15 protein-coding genes and 1 pseudogene are annotated in these 16,902 nt (G+C 48.4%); 10 read left to right on the top strand and 6 right to left on the bottom strand.

Going from position 1 to position 16,902, the window contains the following annotated elements; all coding sequences use genetic code 11:
• The 3 genes from EZMO1_RS14595 to dinG all read left to right on the top strand — a co-directional run bounded on the left by EZMO1_RS14595 (nucleotide 1) and on the right by dinG (nucleotide 3,188).
• Complete coding sequence (locus EZMO1_RS14595) at nucleotides 1-510, top strand: YchJ family protein (protein WP_082211553.1); 510 nt, start codon at nucleotides 1-3, stop codon at nucleotides 508-510.
• A gap of 211 nt (nucleotides 511-721) precedes the next feature.
• Complete coding sequence (locus EZMO1_RS14590) at nucleotides 722-997, top strand: DUF1145 domain-containing protein (RefSeq protein ID WP_051789248.1); 276 nt, start codon at nucleotides 722-724, stop codon at nucleotides 995-997.
• Between the two features lie 40 nt (nucleotides 998-1,037).
• The gene (gene dinG, locus EZMO1_RS14585; protein ID WP_034872652.1) at nucleotides 1,038-3,188 is read left to right on the top strand and encodes an ATP-dependent DNA helicase DinG; all 2,151 of its coding nucleotides are present in this window, start codon (nucleotides 1,038-1,040) and stop codon (nucleotides 3,186-3,188) included.
• Nucleotides 3,189-3,283: 95 nt separating this feature from the next.
• Here dinG and EZMO1_RS14580 read toward each other — a convergent pair whose 3' ends face one another.
• The 3 genes from EZMO1_RS14580 to EZMO1_RS14570 form a co-directional block, all read right to left on the bottom strand.
• On the bottom strand, nucleotides 3,284-4,162 hold the full coding sequence (locus EZMO1_RS14580; RefSeq protein ID WP_145912610.1) for a hypothetical protein: 879 nt from the start codon (nucleotides 4,160-4,162) through the stop codon (nucleotides 3,284-3,286).
• A gap of 183 nt (nucleotides 4,163-4,345) precedes the next feature.
• Entirely contained in the window at nucleotides 4,346-6,610 is a 2,265-nt protein-coding gene (locus EZMO1_RS14575) for a protein-tyrosine phosphatase family protein (protein WP_034872656.1), read from the bottom strand.
• A 241-nt stretch (nucleotides 6,611-6,851) separates the two neighbouring features.
• A complete protein-coding gene (locus tag EZMO1_RS14570) occupies nucleotides 6,852-7,112 on the bottom strand; it encodes a hypothetical protein (protein WP_034872657.1) in 261 nt (86 codons plus the stop codon).
• A 273-nt stretch (nucleotides 7,113-7,385) separates the two neighbouring features.
• Here EZMO1_RS14570 and prfB point away from each other — a divergent pair.
• Nucleotides 7,386-8,484 (top strand): peptide chain release factor 2 gene (gene prfB / locus EZMO1_RS14565; protein WP_145912609.1). Its coding sequence is split into 2 segments (ribosomal slippage): nucleotides 7,386-7,460 and nucleotides 7,462-8,484, totalling 1,098 coding nucleotides; the frame shifts between segments, so codons are not numbered across the junction.
• A 46-nt stretch (nucleotides 8,485-8,530) separates the two neighbouring features.
• Entirely contained in the window at nucleotides 8,531-10,024 is a 1,494-nt protein-coding gene (gene lysS, locus EZMO1_RS14560) for a lysine--tRNA ligase (RefSeq protein ID WP_034872661.1), read from the top strand.
• Between the two features lie 66 nt (nucleotides 10,025-10,090).
• On the opposite strand, the gene EZMO1_RS28220 is transcribed toward lysS, so the two are convergent.
• Both EZMO1_RS28220 and EZMO1_RS14545 read right to left on the bottom strand, forming a co-directional pair.
• A protein-coding gene (locus EZMO1_RS28220) for an IS1 family transposase (protein ID WP_420809906.1) occupies nucleotides 10,091-10,848 on the bottom strand; the annotation gives its coding sequence in 2 pieces (ribosomal slippage) (nucleotides 10,091-10,581 and nucleotides 10,581-10,848; 759 coding nt in all).
• Nucleotides 10,849-10,995: 147 nt separating this feature from the next.
• The gene (locus tag EZMO1_RS14545) at nucleotides 10,996-11,409 is read right to left on the bottom strand and encodes a nuclear transport factor 2 family protein (protein WP_034872666.1); all 414 of its coding nucleotides are present in this window, start codon (nucleotides 11,407-11,409) and stop codon (nucleotides 10,996-10,998) included.
• 355 nt (nucleotides 11,410-11,764) lie between these two features.
• Between EZMO1_RS14545 and EZMO1_RS14540 the strand changes: the two genes are divergently transcribed.
• Nucleotides 11,765-12,532, top strand: a complete 768-nt coding sequence (locus EZMO1_RS14540) for a TetR/AcrR family transcriptional regulator (protein WP_051789249.1) — start codon at nucleotides 11,765-11,767, stop codon at nucleotides 12,530-12,532.
• Nucleotides 12,533-12,563: 31 nt separating this feature from the next.
• Here the strand turns inward: EZMO1_RS14540 and EZMO1_RS14535 are convergent, their stop codons facing one another.
• Nucleotides 12,564-13,646 (bottom strand): Ppx/GppA phosphatase family protein, encoded by a 1,083-nt coding sequence (locus tag EZMO1_RS14535; RefSeq protein ID WP_034872668.1) that lies wholly within the window; start codon nucleotides 13,644-13,646, stop codon nucleotides 12,564-12,566.
• 155 nt (nucleotides 13,647-13,801) lie between these two features.
• On the opposite strand from EZMO1_RS14535, the gene EZMO1_RS14530 reads away from it, so the two are divergent.
• From EZMO1_RS14530 to ung, 4 genes and pseudogenes are all read left to right on the top strand, one after another.
• Nucleotides 13,802-15,397, top strand: a complete 1,596-nt coding sequence (locus EZMO1_RS14530; protein WP_034872670.1) for a hypothetical protein — start codon at nucleotides 13,802-13,804, stop codon at nucleotides 15,395-15,397.
• A gap of 55 nt (nucleotides 15,398-15,452) precedes the next feature.
• Nucleotides 15,453-15,533, top strand: a pseudogene (locus tag EZMO1_RS28215) (hypothetical protein); the annotation flags it as partial.
• Between the two features lie 174 nt (nucleotides 15,534-15,707).
• Nucleotides 15,708-15,989 carry a hypothetical protein gene (locus tag EZMO1_RS27665; RefSeq protein WP_034872672.1) on the top strand — a complete coding sequence of 94 codons (282 nt, stop codon included), beginning with the start codon at nucleotides 15,708-15,710 and terminating at the stop codon, nucleotides 15,987-15,989.
• Between the two features lie 76 nt (nucleotides 15,990-16,065).
• Complete coding sequence (gene ung, locus EZMO1_RS14520; RefSeq protein WP_034873437.1) at nucleotides 16,066-16,752, top strand: uracil-DNA glycosylase; 687 nt, start codon at nucleotides 16,066-16,068, stop codon at nucleotides 16,750-16,752.
• Nucleotides 16,753-16,902 lie beyond the last annotated feature (150 nt).

Here is a 16,902-nt window from a genome sequence, read left to right as displayed (position 1 = left end):
ATGAGCAATTCCAATGAGCAATACCGATTGACTATGAATGTTATATCACCCGAGTCATTATGTCCGTGTGGAAGTGGTCACACCTATCTGCATTGTTGTCAATCTTTTCATAATGGCAAAGCGGCTTCTACAGCCGAGCAGCTCATGCGATCACGATTCTGTGCTTATTATCTGAAGAAGGTGGATTATCTGCTAAAGACCACCTGGCCCCGTCAGCACGATGGGCTGGATAAAGCCGGCATTATGAAGCGTGCAGACAGCACGGAGTGGACTCGCCTTGATGTGTTGCGAACCGAAGCGGGTCAGGCCGGAGACAGGAAAGGCATTGTCGAGTTCAAGGCATGGTACCGTGATGGCTCTGGTGAGTCGGCTCACCACGAAACGTCTGATTTTATTCTGGAGAATGGACAATGGTACTTCATTTATCCGGATATTCCGGCAACCATGCCCGGGCGTAATGATCCCTGTCTGTGTGGCAGCGGTAAAAAATATAAAAAGTGCTGCGGTTAAGTTGAGGGTTGTCTCCCGGTGTTTCGCCGGGAGTTGCCGCGATAACATAAGTTGCGGTAATGACATAAAGAGTCGCGTGTAAACCATGGCTATATCCCTGCCATAAGTGGTTTGTAAACGATCACAATAGAAAATACTGTCTCGATGTACAGGAAACATTGGCATAAATTCGTTACACTCCCTGTCAGAAAAAGACCAACAGGAGTCCATTGTGAAAGCGGGGAAATTTATCATCGGCCTGTTCTGGCTGGGATCCATTCGCAACCTGTTTATTCCCTTTGCCCAACCTCTCTACTCTGTTCTGCTGTGGCTGTTGCCCCTGGTGCTGCTGGTGCATGGTCTGGAACAGTGGTTTTTCGGGCGACGCTTTCAGGCTCTGGGGTCTCCTCTTTCGGTCAAAGACCGCCTGCTGATCATTGTTTTCGGCGGTTTTCATTTAATGACATTAATGAAACGGCTGCCCGATGTGGCTGTTTCTGATGAGTGAACTTACGTAGTTGAGTACTTAAAGGGTGAGCTAGAAGATAGTGCTTGAAGAATCCCAGAAAAAAACCATCCAGACGGCTTACAGTGCTTTTCTGAAAAGTAAGCAGCTGCAGGCTCGTCCCGGTCAGAAGCAGATGATTGCTGAAATTGCCCGGGCGCTGGGGGATATTGACACCGACAGTGAAGGGCGAAGAACGTCGGACCCGTCGGTGACCGTGATAGAAGCCGGCACCGGCACCGGCAAAACGGTGGGCTATGTGATTCCGGCCGTTGCCATGGCGAAAGCTGCAGGCAAACGACTGGTGATTTCAACGGCGACGGTCACGTTGCAGGAACAGATTATCAGCAAAGACCTGCCGGACATCATTCTTAAAACCGGCCTGAAATTTTCTTTTACCCTGGCAAAAGGTCGCGGGCGTTATGCCTGCCTGAGCAAACTGGATCGACTGCTGCAGGAAGAACAGTCGGTGGCTTCGCTGATGGATATGTTTGCCGGAGAAGGCAGTGCCGGAGAACAGGATGAAACGGCACTGAAGCTCTATCAGCATATGCTGGAAGAGTTTGCTGCTTCAAAATGGCAGGGTGATCGCGATAGCTGGCCGGAGGCTCTGGAAGACCAGCAATGGCGTTTGATTACCACCGATCATGCCCAGTGCAGTGGCAGACGTTGTGGTTATTTCAACCAGTGTCCGTTCTACAAGGCACGCAATGACCTTGATCAGGCCGATGTGGTGGTGACCAACCATGATCTGGTGTTGGCTGATCTGGCGCTGGGCGGTGGGGCAATTCTGCCTGATCCGAAAGACTGCATTTATATTTTTGACGAAGGCCATCACCTGCCGGATAAGGCTATTGATCACTTTGCCTGTCATGCCCGTCTGAAAGGAACGGCCAGCTGGCTGGAAAAGGCCGGAAAACATTTGCAGAAAGTGTTGGGTCAGAACGCCTTGCCCGGTGAGCTGGGGGAACGTCTGGAAAAGCTGCAACCGGAATTTGATCAACTGGTGAATGCGCTGGGACATACCCGACAAATGTTGCATCGGGAAGCGACGTTTGAGCCCAGAGTGCAGGGTGATTTAACGGTTGCCGTGTATCGTTTTCCGGAAGGTGTTGTACCGGCTGCTATCCGTCAGCAGGCAGAAGTATTGAAAGCCGGTTTCAGTCGTTGCAGTGGCATGCTGGAAAAAGTGGCCAAAGACCTGAACGATGCCATGGATGGTGATGTTCCCGGAATTGATCGCTGGCAGGCCGAACAGTTATACCCTGAAATTGGCGCTATGCAGATGCGCATGGAAAGCCAGTTTCAGTTATGGCTGACCTATTCGTTGCCTGATCCGGAAGGTGAGCCGCCCAGCGCTCGCTGGGTGAAATGGACGGAAGGCTCGTTCGGTGAAGAACTGGAAGTGTTCAGCAGTCCTATTCTGTCGTCTATGACGTTGTGGCAGACTTTGTGGAACCCGGGTTATGCCTCTATCGTGACGTCTGCAACTCTGGCCGCTCTGGGTAACTTTAACCGTTATCGTATGCGTTCCGGCATTCCATCAGAATCGAAGTGTGTCATTGTGCCCAGCCCGTTTCAGCATGCGACGGCTGCCAGACTGGTGATTCCAGCGATGGAGTCCAACCCTCGTGACAGTGAGGCGCACACTGAGGAAATTGTCGAGATGTTGCCGGAACTGCTTCAGGGTATAAAAGGCTCATTGGTACTATTCTCTTCCAGACGACAGATGAACGATGTGTATTACGGGCTGGAACAGGCGCTGCGGGATCAGATTCTTTTACAGGATGACTACTCCCGGCAAGAGCTGCTGAAGCTGCATCGTAAAAACATCGATGAAGGTAAAACCAGCATTCTGTTTGGTTTGGCAAGTCTGGCTGAGGGTATCGATTTGCCCGGAGAATACTGCGAGCATGTGGTCATTGCCAAGATTCCGTTTGCAGTACCGGATGACCCGGTCGAAGCGGCTCTGGCTGACTGGCTGGAAGCTCAGGGGCGTAATCCGTTTATGGAAATTACCGTTCCAGATGCTGCCATTAAACTGGTGCAGGCCTGTGGTCGCCTGTTACGAACTGAGCAGGACACCGGACGCATTACCCTCATGGATCGAAGGGTGGTGACGCAAAGGTATGGTCGTATGATTCTGAACTCTTTGCCGCCTTTCAGGCAGGAAGTGGAGCATGCGGTTTTGTAGATTTACGGTTGTTGCTTAAAGCGAGCAAGACGATGGTGGTTTGATAGCAGGATGGCTATCAGCCATCCTGCATTAGCAGATGTCAGGTGTTCTGCTTATAATTCGTCAGCTTTCATAGTTTTCTGTGTAGATTTCTCTGCAGGTCTACACCATGGTTTGTCTGGACAAAATCCACCTACACATTTTTCATAACCACAGAGAGTGTCGTCCGGACATGTGTCCCAATGTGTAAATGCAGAACACTTGAAGGCACCACAGCCGTCACCATTACAATCACGACACTTTGTGGTGACTGCATCGTCAGGGCATGAGCCTGGTGCGCCACCGGGTTTGGGCATTGTTTCAAGAAGTGAAAAGCCGGAATCTTGTGGTGCTTTTGCACAGTTAATTCTTTCGTAAGTATGGTTATACACTGCTCTGACAATCTTCTGTTTTCCGCAGGTCAGATTGCCATTATCGTTATGTTCATAACCAAAAGATATTTTACCTTCTTTTTTGTGCACAAATGCGCAAATGGGTTCGATATTTGTAGAGGGACGGTTCGAAGGCCTCATGGCGTAATAATAATCTTCCGAACCGGGAATCGTAACGGTTGATGCATGGAAATGCATGAATCCATCAATTGCGTAGAAGTCAGCGTCCAGCCACTCGAAGTGTGTGTACTCAGTCATTTCAGTTCCATTGACATCATATTTGCAGACATGGGCGCTGTTTGTTTCAGGCAATGCTTTAGTGACATAGCCAATATATTCTTTACATTCTCTGACGTTCTGGGTCTGGTCGTATTCTTTTTTATCTTCCCTGACGAAGCACAATAGGACAGTTGGTTTTAGCTTATCGATGTTCTCAGGAAGCATGCTCGGTGGTCTTCGGTACTCATGGGTAGATTCATTCTCGGCCTGTGCTTGAAGAGCGAAAACAGAAATGATAAACAAGGCGATTAGCCCTGTTTTTTTCAGAGCGCGGAATAACATCAGACATTCACTCGTAATTAGACGGCGAAGTAATGTTATAGACAACAATATTAAACGTGACAAAAGAATTATATAAACGTCTGTAGAAGACTTTGTTGTCAGAAAAGTCAAGTTGAGTGTGGCATTAGGTAAACCAGAAATCAGGTATATTTTTAGATGACATACCTGATTTGTGAACAGTGGTTAACGAACCTGAATGGGAGGTTTGTTGATGCTATCAACAACGCTGCCAGGTTCGGCAATACTTTCCATTTGCTGGTCAACTATTTTCTGCACTTCCATTGCAGCTTCTTCATACTCTGGATAGTCTTTGGCGAAATTGCTGATTTCGCTGGTGAGGATTCTCAATTGAGTAGAATTGTGGATTGTTGAAATATCCTGAGAAACAGCGTCCCAGAAATTTTCGTGATTATACTCACCGGATGTAAATCGTTCCATAAATTGTTTAGCGGTTGAAACTGTTCCCGACGTTTGATGTTGAGATGATGCAATGCTCTCGGCTTCAGCGGCTTCTTCTGAATCGGAGGGAGAGAGTCTGAGATTTTCGTAAACATCGGCTTCATTATCAGCAACTGCTTCGTGAACAACCTCGGGCACTTCCAGCCCGGCTGCATTCAGTAATGGATTAAGTACGGAAGGTAAGTCCTGATGTAAGGCTTTAAGCGTGTTGTGTTGCCCGGCAGTTTGAACAAATGACTTGCGTGTTTCTCTGGCCTTGAGTATGACGTCGTCAACATTTGAAGTCACCTGACCATGTTCAAGATACTCTCTGGTACTGCTATTAAGAGTAATGAGTGTGCCTGTTCGTCCAATGCCAGCATTGCAGTTAACGATTGTCGGATTATCTTTACGATCAGCGACGGAAGGGTCCTGTCTTAACTGCTCAATAAGTACTGAGAGCGCAGCAAGTCTTGATGGGTTGCCGGAAGTGTGATCTTCCCAACCGGTATCGTAAACTCGAAAGTGTTGCTCTCCATCCAGTTTAAGTACATCTACCCTTATGTTTCCATCATCCAACCAAAATTGATTTTCGAGCTTTACCGTAACGTTGTTGTAGGTTTTTTCTTCACCAACATTTCGAGGGCCTGCACTTGTTGTGCGTTTGTTTGATTTTTTTCCAATTGGGTTGTCTGGAGTGATTTTTGGGGCATCAAGCTCCTCTTTACTGACCAGTGAAACGGATATAGCTGATTTCTGGTATGCCAGCATAGAAATAAAGTTTGCCTCTGTTTCTTCTACGCAGCCTTGAGCCGCTACGTAGGTCCCCGAAGGTGTCTCAACAGTATTGCAGTGATAAAGATGGTTTGGTTCAGCGGCACAGCTGTCCTTATCGCAGACTATGTCCCTGAATTTGGGTACTGCCTCAGACTGAAAGCGTTGTGTTCTATCAGCTCGTGCAGTGAGTGCTTCAGTTATATCTTGAGAGTCCAGCTTCAGCCGTGCGTAGTTTCTAAGGATTTGTTTATTTTCTTCTGTAAGATTTTCTTTTAATTCCTTATCGTCTGGAAAGTTGTCTTGTAATTTTGGATCAAGCTCTGTTTTTGCATCATAGGCTGCTGAGTATTTTTCAGTTAACAGCTGCCGGTCAAACTCTTTCACAAGAAGTCGAGACGTTTCTGCAGGCTGTCCTGTTTCTTTATTGGTATAGAGTACTCCGAGTCTTTCTCTCAGATTTTGTAACTTTTCTTGTCGCTCTTCCGGTGAACCATCCGATATCTTGGCAATTTCTTCAGTCACTTTTTTCTCAGCATACACTTCCTGAACCAATGTCTTTGATTTCAGAGGTAAACTTTTGAAGGCATCATTACTCTTAACGGGTCTCAGCTGCTCTTTACTTAACCGTCCCAAATGTACCTTAACGAGATTCTTATTAATATTGCCGGTCTGATCAAAATAATCACCTTTGGCAAAATGCGTTCCAAACTCTACCAGTGACTTCGGTTGGGGCATCACTTCAGGAACGGGCTTCCTTGGCTGAGGTTGGTTTGAACCGGAAGGTCGAGGTTTTAAAGCAGGGCTGTCTGGATTAGACGATCTGGGCGGTAAAGCAGGTCCGTTCGAAGTGCGAGGTTTAGGTTTTAAGGCTGGCCTTTCCGAAACAGGTGGTGCGGGTAGAGGACCCCTTCTGACTGAAGGAGTCTCGCTGCCGTTTACAGTAGTAACCGAGCGTTCCTGAAGTGGGGTGCCCTCGGCTTTTGGCGGTTGATCCTTAGGTTGAGGTGTGTGTCGAAAGGGGCTGATCGTTTTTAGTTTTGCCTTGATTGAGCGGCCCCACTCACTGGGCGTGGAGAGTACAGAGATCAGTCTGTTCAACCATTTTTTAGGCGTACTGAGTTTGGCTTCTTTATCGCCAATCTTAACTTCACGTGTTTCTTCAGCTTTAGCAGGTTTCTCCTGCTTGGGGTACTGAGTACTGACGTTAGAAGAATTTGGATCAATCCCTTTCACGGAAAACTCCTGCTAATGCATCCTTACCTTTATTTCAGAGTAAGCCGCTGTCAGACATTTTCCATGGGGTAAACTTCTTCAGTGCATGAAGAGGGGCTGCTTTGACGTTTTATTTCTGTATGGTGTGAACGGATAAAAAAACGTCAAGAGAGGTGATTATGACTAACCGAATGATTTTTATAGGAAAAACAGGGCGGCTACCAAATTCGAATAAACCGCCTTGTTTTTAGAAGTTATGGTATTACCCACGATCTTCCTCGCCAGAGTCATCCTCAGACTCTGCGCCATCATTTTCTGACAGAGTAAATTCAGGCGACTTCGGCTTTTCCGAATCACTCTGATTATCATCCTCTTGTTCGTTATGAGCCAGAGTCCATTCAAAGCTATGTACCCATTCACCGTTATTTTCATCAGTTTGCTCTTCATCTCCGGCAAAGGCTGGAACGTTGATGAGGGTCAGGGGAAGCAGAAGGGCGAAAGCCGCCAGTTTTTTCATTGTCATTATGAACGTCTCTTGTTGTTGGTTCTCATGCAACGGGTTTTGACACAGAGGTTCCTAAAAGGTTCCCGATTCATCAAAATTTGCTGGATGAATGTTCAGCTTCAGAAAAAATAGGGATTATCAGGTGCTTGAGAAGATCGGTGATTCCCAGATATGGCCGCATCAGTTACAATAACCGGCTAACTTTTCTATTTCGTCGGTCAGCAGGCACCCAACCTTGTTAATTAACCGGCGACTGATATCCAGTAGAGCGATTTACCGAGCGAGAGAGTCATGCTTGAAGTTAATCCAATCAAGGAACGTATTAAAGACCTGACGGCACGTACGGACGTGCTTAGGGGGTATCTTTGACTACGCTCACAAGAGCGAACGGTTGCAGGAAGTAGAGCGGGAACTGGAAGATCCGGATGTGTGGAACGAACCGGAACGCGCTCAGGCGCTCGGTAAAGAGCGTTCCATTCTGGAAGGTATTGTTTCCACCATCGATGCCATGACCTCGGGTCTGGAAGATTCCACGGAATTGCTTGATATGTCCGTGGAAGAGCAGGATGAAGAGGGTGTAGACAGTGTGGTGGAAGAGCTGGACGAACTGACCCGGAAGCTTGAAATTCTGGAATTCAAGCGTATGTTCTCCGGCGAAATGGACCCGAACAACGCTTATCTGGACATCCAGTCCGGCTCCGGTGGTACAGAGGCTCAGGACTGGGCCAACATGATGTTGCGCATGTACCTGCGTTGGGGTGAACAGAAAGGCTTCAAAACCGAGATTATTGAAGTCTCTGCCGGTGATGTGGCAGGCATTAAGTCCGCAACCGTTCAGTTCTCCGGTGAATACGCCTTTGGCTGGCTGCGCACTGAAACGGGTGTACATCGTCTGGTACGTAAGTCTCCATTTGATTCCGGTAATCGTCGCCATACCTCGTTCTCTTCGGTGTTTGTGTCTCCGGAAATTGATGACAATGTCGAAATTGAAATCAATCCGGCTGATCTGCGAATCGATACTTACCGTTCCAGTGGTGCGGGTGGTCAGCACGTAAACACCACTGACTCGGCGGTGCGTATTACCCACGAGCCCAGCGGTATTGTGGTGCAGTGCCAGAACCAGCGTTCCCAGCACCAGAACAAAGATAAGGCGATGCAGCAGCTGAAAGCGAAGCTGTATGAGCAGGAAATGCAGAAGCGTACTGCCGATGCCCAGGCGCTGGAAGATACCAAGTCGGATATTGGCTGGGGTAGCCAGATTCGTTCCTACGTGCTGGACGATTCCCGCATCAAGGATTTGCGTACCAACGTTGAGACCCGCAACACGCAGGCCGTTCTGGACGGGGATCTGGACAAGTTTATCGAGGCCAGCCTGAAGCAGGGGCTGTAATCGTTACCTTTTTGCAAGACTTTTTGGAAAATTTTTTGGTAAGGCAATGTCTGAAGAACAAATGATCGACGCGCAGGAAGAGAACCGTCTGGTTGCCCTGCGTCGTGAAAAGCTGGCTGCTATTCGCTCTGAGCGGGTAGCCTTCCCGAACAAATTTCGTCGTGATGCCTATGCGGCTGACCTGCAGGAAAAGTTCAAGGATGCCGGTAAGGAAGAACTGCTGGAAACGGGTCACAAGGTGAAAGTGGCTGGACGCATCATGCTGAACCGTGGTGCGTTCATGGAAATCCAGGACGTATCCGGTCGCATTCAGGTGTACGTGAACCGCAAGGTTCTGGCTAAGGACACCCTGAAGGAAGTCAAAACCTGGGATATGGGTGACATCATTGGTGCCGAAGGTACGCTGCAGCGCTCCGGTAAAGGTGATCTGTATGTGGATATGGAAGGTGTTGAACTGCTGACCAAATCCCTGCGTCCGTTGCCTGATAAGCACAAAGGTCTGACCGACACGGAAATGCGCTACCGCCAGCGTTACGTGGATCTGATCATGAACGATGAGTCCCGCGATGCGTTCCGCGTGCGCTCCCGTATCATTCAGGTGATCCGTGACTACTTCCACAAGAATGACTACATGGAAGTAGAAACGCCAATGCTGCAGACCATTCCGGGTGGCGCCACAGCGCGTCCGTTTGTGACCCATCACAACGCTCTGGATATGGATATGTTCCTGCGTATCGCACCGGAACTGTACCTGAAGCGTCTGGTTGTGGGTGGTTTTGAGCGTGTGTTCGAGATTAACCGTAACTTCCGTAACGAAGGTCTGTCTACCCGCCACAACCCTGAATTCACCATGATTGAGTTCTATCAGGCGTATGCGGATTACATTGACCTGATGGATCATACCGAAACGCTGTTCCGTCTGCTGGCGGAAGACGTGACCGGTAGCACCAAAGTGACCTATCAGGGTAATGAGCTGGACTTCGGCAAGCCTTTCGCCCGCATGTCGGTATTCGAGTCCATTCTGCATTTCAACCCTGAGCTGACGGCAGCGGACATCGATAACATCGAATCTGCGACGGCAGTGGCTAAGAAACTGGGCATCGAAGTGAAAGACATCTGGGGTCTGGGCAAAATCCAGATCGAGATTTTCGAAGAAACCGTTGAACATCGCCTGATGGACCCAACCTTCATCACCAAGTACCCAACGGAAGTCTCTCCGCTGGCTCGTCGCAGTGATGAAGACCCGTTTGTGACGGACCGTTTTGAGTTCTTTGTCGGCGGTCGTGAAATTGCCAACGGCTTCTCCGAGTTGAACGATGCGGAAGATCAGGCGGAGCGTTTCCGTCAGCAAGTGGCTGAAAAGGATGCCGGTGATGATGAAGCCATGCACTACGATGCAGACTACATCAATGCGCTGGAATATGGCCTGCCACCAACGGCCGGTGAAGGTATTGGTATTGACCGTCTGGTGATGCTGTTTACCGATGCGCCTTCTATTCGTGACGTGCTGTTGTTCCCACACATGCGTCCACAGGTATAATGCCTTTCGGTACAGCTGGTCAGGGTTGGCCAGCTGTATCGGTTCTTTGGTAGTGGGCCAGAACTGTTATATCGCGTGAATATTGACCCCAAACTCAACTTTATTAATCAATAATCCAATAACAATATCGTGCATCTTTTCGAGCTTTGAAAAACAAATTGTCTTTCTGGCCAACCGTTTAATCCAAGTCCGAAAATTAAGGTTTTTACGCTCTATCTTCTGAGTGTTTGCTTTACCAATAATATGCATGTTTTCATCAAGGTGTCGCTCATAGGCTCCCCAATCATCGGTGTAAAATTTATTAATACCAAATGGCTTCAGAAGTGTTTTGAGTTCTTTAAAAACTTCATCTTTCCGTTTTCCGAAAACATAAGCAAGCACGGTATTTGTAGCGTGATCAACAGCATACCAAAGCCAGCGTTGGTTCGATTTATCATGAACATACGACCACTGCTCATCTAGCTCAGCCTCTTGGCAGACAAGCCCTACATGAATAATTGCATCTGACTTGAGATCAATAGTTTGAATATTTGGGTTGACCTTTACCAGACCGCTTTCTTTTTTTTTAGAGTCTTTATTACTGTTGTCTTGCTTATTCCGAGTACTTTACTTGTATCCCTGATTCCGCTGCCATTTATTGCCATATCGATGATTTTTTCTTTAACGCCAGGCTCACAGGCCTTGTAGCGATATTCAAGCATGAAGGTTTTGATTTCACATTTGTCATTACAGCAATAGTATCGTGGAACATCATGAGTGCTGTATCCGAAAGGCCGAACTTGGTTACTGCCACATGTTGTACAGAGGACTTGCGTAAGGCACATTTTTAAACCGCATTTTTCAAAGTTGCCGAATGTCGTATTTTAGCAGACAGGGCTAGAATCACAGAACTGTGCCACTACCGGTTCTTTAATCCCTTCTAAAGCTGAAAAAGCTCTTTTATGTCCGAGTACTTCTTTATTCGGGTGCTTTTATATTCGGCTAGAAGTCGCGACATGCATGGCTTCTTTGCCTGCAGTCTGTATCGTTACGTCTTCATACAGGCATATTTTGCCGTCACGCAGTTCGCAATAACCAAATATTTTAAACGTGACCGGTTCGCCATCCGCTGTAACCGCTTCAGTGGTGTGATGGTCAAATCCTTGATTTTCATGGAAAAATGCCCGGTGGATCGTGACTGATATATTGCCGGTATTGGCTCTGATCCAGTTCAGCCGGTCAGAAATCTGCTGTTTCCCTTCCAGTCGCTTTTCATTGATTATGATGACCGCATCATCGGTAAAATAATCACCCACCTTGGTGGCATCGTGGTTGCCAAGCACTTCCAGCAAGGCTCCCCTGAGCAGGCCAAGTTTTTCTGCATGGCTCATAGCTGTGTCTTTCATGGTTATCCCCTCGATCAGAGTAGTTCCGGAGACTCGCTTAAGATAGCTGAATAAAAGGCTCCTGAGACTTTTGGAATCGTTAATAAAATAGCTCTGAGGCAGCCAGATGAACGAACTTTGGGCATAAGTGCCGTTTAGATTCTATACTCCTTCACCATCTCACTCTCAGAGGCAGTCGTGGTTACCTTTAGTCGGCTTTTTATGAGGGCATGAGATGTTCAGCAGTGCCTGAATACAGGTATTGCAACACAACAATAAATCGATCAGGTCATCACTGTCCGTGCATTTATCTGTAATGCAGGTCTAGTGAGGTCTTATTTGAACAGAATGGTTAAACGGTATAAGGCATTTCCAAATGGAAGAAACGAACTGTGAAGTAGTGAGCGACTCTCTTTCTCAGGCCCGTAAAGCCAATGGAACCTCCTCCAGCGGATCGTCAAATGGAAATGAAGCCCTGAAGTATCAGGGGCGAAAAACCAGTCGCGCTACCAGTGAACAGCGTCGGCGCATTATTCTTGAAGCGGCACTGCGCATTGTTGTGCGCGATGGTGTCCGGGGTGTACGTCACCGTGCGGTTGCCAAGGAAGCTGATGTTCCCTTGTCAGCCACCACGTATTACTTCAAGGATATTTCAGACCTGATTACAGACACTTTTACCCTATTTGTAGAAATGGGTGCTGAAAAATTCAAAGCCTTCTGGGAAGAGTCTGATACCAAGCTGCAGGAAGCTCTGGCTTTGCTTGATGGACAGCATCCGGCCTGCCTGAGTCAGGAAGTCCGGCAGGTATTCGTCGGAAAAATGGTCGATCTGGCGGTGCATTACATTGTGGCTCAGCTGAAAGATCATCGGGATTACCTGATTGCAGAGCGTTCGTTCCAGCTGGAATGCCTGCGTAATGAAAACCTGCGTCCGGTGGCGTTTAATCACCAGTCTTATCTGCTGAACAGTCTGGAAAGCTTTTTCGGACGTGTTGGCTCTGAACAGCCTGCCATTGACGCTCAGTTATTTGCAGCGGTCATTATGCAGGTTGAATACCAGAGTATGGTTCAGTCTGGTGATGAACTGGATACTGATATGATTCGTGACCGGTTAGTCCGTCAGATCAGTTTGATGCTGAAGTAGAGAAAAGCGGCTGATCCTGAGTACAGTCCGTCTACTGCCAAAACGGGCTGTACTCCAGAATGCTGTCGGTGCTGGTGCGGTCTGCCACGGTCAGGCTGAGAATGCCCAGTTCCTGCATAAAACCGTATACCATGATGGCGTTGGACAGCGTCAAATGGGAAAAGCCTTCATGCTGACGAAATCCCAGCCGGTTAAGCTGCAGTTCTTTGCTATCTTTGTGGTGTTCCGTCTCTTCCAGCTCCAGAGCACGCTCAATAAATCTTTTTACTTCGTTCTGCGTAACCTGAAGTTGATCGGGCTCGGCCTTTATTGCTTCCAGCAGACTGTATTGAAACAGGCTGCCGATAGCCACCACCTCGCCATTATTTCTGGCGATTTGTGATTGGATCATTTTCGGTGTTCTTTCCGCCAGATGGTGAGCAAACCTGAGGGCTTCTTTGTATTCGTTTCTGGTCAGTGGGTGCAGGTTGCTGTTCTCCTCAAGACTCTTGCCCTGAACCACTTCCAGCAGATAACGGAAAAATGACCGGGAGCCATAATCACCCTTGTAAGCGAGGTGGTTGTATCCGGAAGAGTTTGCCTCAGAGTCACTGGCAATCAGCTGGTAGCTGTTGTTGCCTATATCCCAGACAATGGGTTTGCCGGGCTTTTTGCTGACACGCAGAGCGGTGAAATAATCCATCCGGTCTTCGTCATCTTGGCTCAGAACCTGCATCACAAAACCGGTTTTTCCCTGAAGTAACGACTCAACCTCGACCCTGTTGCTGGCAATCCGGACAGCTTCTGTGGCCACCACTTTAATATGGCGGGTGTGATAATAACTGGCCTTGTCTTTCAGTCTTAGAAAAATATCCGAGATAGCGTTCAGTGTGGCTGAATCAATAATGCGTTTGTCATTATTCAACACGTTGTCGTGTAAGCGAAAAGCAATGCTGTCCTGATCTTTTATTTCGAGAATGGTATCAGTGCTACTGTTGACATCGGCAATGGCGTATTTGATGGCACTGGAGCCAACTTCAATAACCAGTCGCCTTTCAACGCTGTCTCTGGCGAGCAGGTTTGTGGCAGTAAAGCTGGCGAATGTCAGTAAAAGGCTGATAAGGGCGCGTTTCATAATGACTCCTTTGGGCAATCAAAGGAGTTGTCGGCAAAACGGGTTGCTTGTTAATACTGGCTGAGCAGGTAGATGTCTTCTTGTCCAAATGGAGTAGGTTGCCCTTCCATTTCGTTTTTATAGTGATGCAATAAAAACAATAAAAAAGGTTCGAAATGGCACTCTGTTCATTCCCCAAAACGTTGTGGATATTCCTTGTCAGCCTCTTACTGGCAGCCTGTGGTCAACCGCCCCAGCAACCCAAAACCATTGTCAGTGAAGGAACTGGAGGAACTGCCTTTATTGGTGTGGCTGCCCGGGCTAACCCGGTAGAAACCCTCGTCAGTCAGCACCCTTTTATGGCCGGTCATGGAGCCAGCACCATTCATGGCGATGGCTTCAACTCCGATGTACATATGGCTGCCGGTCCACTGGGAATCAATCCACAGATGCAGACTCGTCGCGGTTCCAGACTGGGTGCGGGCATGTGTGCCACCATCACGTTTAACCAACAGGGTCAGTTGTTGGCACTGTGCGCCTCGCTGGCGGGCTTTCGCATTGAGCTGCTGGCACCGAGAACGCTGGAGTCGCTGGCAGTCTTTAAGCTGCCAGGCAGGCCCAGTACTTTTCAGGCGCTGGTGAATATGGATAAATCCATTGTGATGACCGACAGTTCCGGCGGAGCCTATTACTATCTGGATGATCAGGATCGTGTGGTGCTGGCAGACAGCCAACAGCGTATTGTCCGCCTCAGCCATTATCAACAGCCTGATGGTCAATGGCAGTTTTCTCTGGATGGCAGCTGGGATCTGAGTAAACAGGTGCCCAACGATTGTCAGGACTGGGGTAACTGGTTTCCGTCTGGTGAGTGTGACCCCATAACGGCAGTAATGCCTGACAAGCAGGGTTTAATCTGGTGGGTTACCCGGAAGGGACGCATTGGCACCCTGAATTCCAATACAGGGCGTGTCAAAAACATCCATCTGGAAGGTGAAGAGATACAGAATGGCTTTTCAGTGGCTCCTGAGGCCGTTTACATTGTTAGCGATCATGCCATGTATGCCCTGACCACTGACCTTTATGGCAAACCTGAAATCATGTGGCGTGAAGCCTACGACCGTGGCAGTGAAAGGAAAGTGGGTTCTATTAATCAGGGCTCCGGCACCACGCCGACCTTGTTGGGTGAAGAGTATGTCACCATTACTGATAATGCCGATGGGCAGATCAATTTATTAGTCTATCGTCGTCAGCCAACATTCAATGGCGAACGGCTGATCTGTTCAGTGCCACTGTTTGAACAAGGTTTTTCGGCTACCGACAATTCGATGATTGGTTTTAATCGCAGCATTATTATTGAAAACAATGCGGGTTACTCCAATGCCTATCAACAGAAAGACTGGTCGGCTATTCGGGGTGGTGTCAGCCGTATTGATGTACGTGAGGACGAATCGGGTTGTGATCTGGTCTGGCACTCAAAGGAGAAAGTTCCTTCGGTGGTGCCAAAGCTGTCGGCCGGTAACGGGCTTGTTTATGTTTATACCTTTGAGCAACAGCCTGACAGTGGTGAAGTGGTGTGGTATGTCACAGCCATTAGTCTGGAAACCGGTGAGACCCGATTCAAGGTTCGCACCGGATCGGGTAAGGCGTTTGACAATAACTGGGCACCCATAACCATTGGGCCTGATGGCACTTTGTATGTGGGAACGCTGATGGGGCTGGTGGCGGTCTGGGATGAGCCGGAACCTGAATCCATAGTAACCGGCAGCCTGTAAAAGCCGAGCGTGTAGCAGGAGCTGATGTCATGGCAAGACCCAGAGTCAGGGAAAAATTCTGCTGGCTGCTCAGCAACTCTACAGTTCAGGTGGTGCGCAGGCATTAACAACCCGTCGTATTGCAGAACAGGCCGGAGTAACGGAAGCCAGTGTTTTTAATAATTTTGGTGACAAGGCGGGGCTGATAGCAGCCCTGATCAGTCACCATCTGCCTGAGCAGCGTCGTTTAATTGAATGCATTGAAGACAGTGCTGAAAAGCTGGAAGACTGGCTGGAGAATGTATACAGCAGCGCAACAGACTTTTACCGGATGGTTCTGCCCTTTTATGCCGTCTTTCAATTACAGTCCCCGGATGCTCAGGCATTTCAGAAGGAAGAGCGGTTTGTTCGGGCACGAGAATTGTTAAAGAAACGTTTTGAACAGCTGGTGGACAGCGGCGCTGTATCTTCGGCTACTAATGCTGAACTGGTTTCGCGAATGTTGTTGGGGCTGGCATTGCATACGGCACTCACGGAACAGACACTTCAAGGGTTGTCAGCCGGTCCGGTAACAGGCAGACAGCTCGCAGAAACGCTTGGAATTCATGGCTGAATCAGGTAATTGCTTTTATAATCCTGCTGAATTTTTTTTGAGCGACGGGTATAAGTATCGCGTCGGGAGAGAGTGCATGCGTGAAGTAAGGCTTGAGTCCACCTGGAAGGCTCACCTGCAGGATGAGTTTGATAAAGAATACATTCAGACCCTGAGAGCCTTTCTGTTGGCAGAAAAAGCCGCAGGAAAAACCATTTATCCCCGTGGTGATGAATATTTTCAGGCTTTGAATCTGACACCCTTTGAGCAGGTTAAAGTCGTTATTCTTGGGCAAGACCCATACCACGGCCCTGGTCAGGCTCATGGACTGTCGTTTTCGGTTCGCCCCGACATCGCCATTCCGCCTTCACTGGTGAATATGTACAAAGAGCTGCAGTCGGATCTGGGCATTGAACCTGCCCGGCATGGCTGTCTGGAAAGCTGGGCACAGCAGGGTGTGTTGTTGTTAAACAGTGTGCTGACGGTTCAGCATAAGCAGGCAGCCTCGCATCAGGGGCGTGGGTGGGAAGAATTTACCGACCGCATTATTGCCGAGCTGAATGAAAAACGCGACAACCTCGTTTTTATTCTCTGGGGCAGTTACGCCCAGCGTAAAGGGCGTTTTATTGATGCGTCCAGACACTGTGTTATCAAGTCGGTGCATCCGTCACCCCTGTCGGCGTATCGTGGTTTTTTTGGCAGCAAACCCTTTTCAAAGGCCAATGATTATCTGACCACTCATGGTATTCCTGCCGTGAACTGGTGCTTGCCTGATGTCGTTTGAGCATTGATGTTTCACTAGCTTGACAGGTGCTGGTCAGATGATCAGCACTCCTATAAAAATGATCTATGCTTCAGCCTCCTTGCAATAGGGAGGTCTCGATTCATGATAAGTCTAATTAGCCCTTCTGTACGTTTCTGGTTTTTTCTACTC

It is taken from the genome of Endozoicomonas montiporae CL-33 (assembly GCF_001583435.1).
Lineage (GTDB): Bacteria > Pseudomonadota > Gammaproteobacteria > Pseudomonadales > Endozoicomonadaceae > Endozoicomonas_A > Endozoicomonas_A montiporae.
This window is presented reverse-complemented; position numbering and strand designations above follow the sequence as displayed.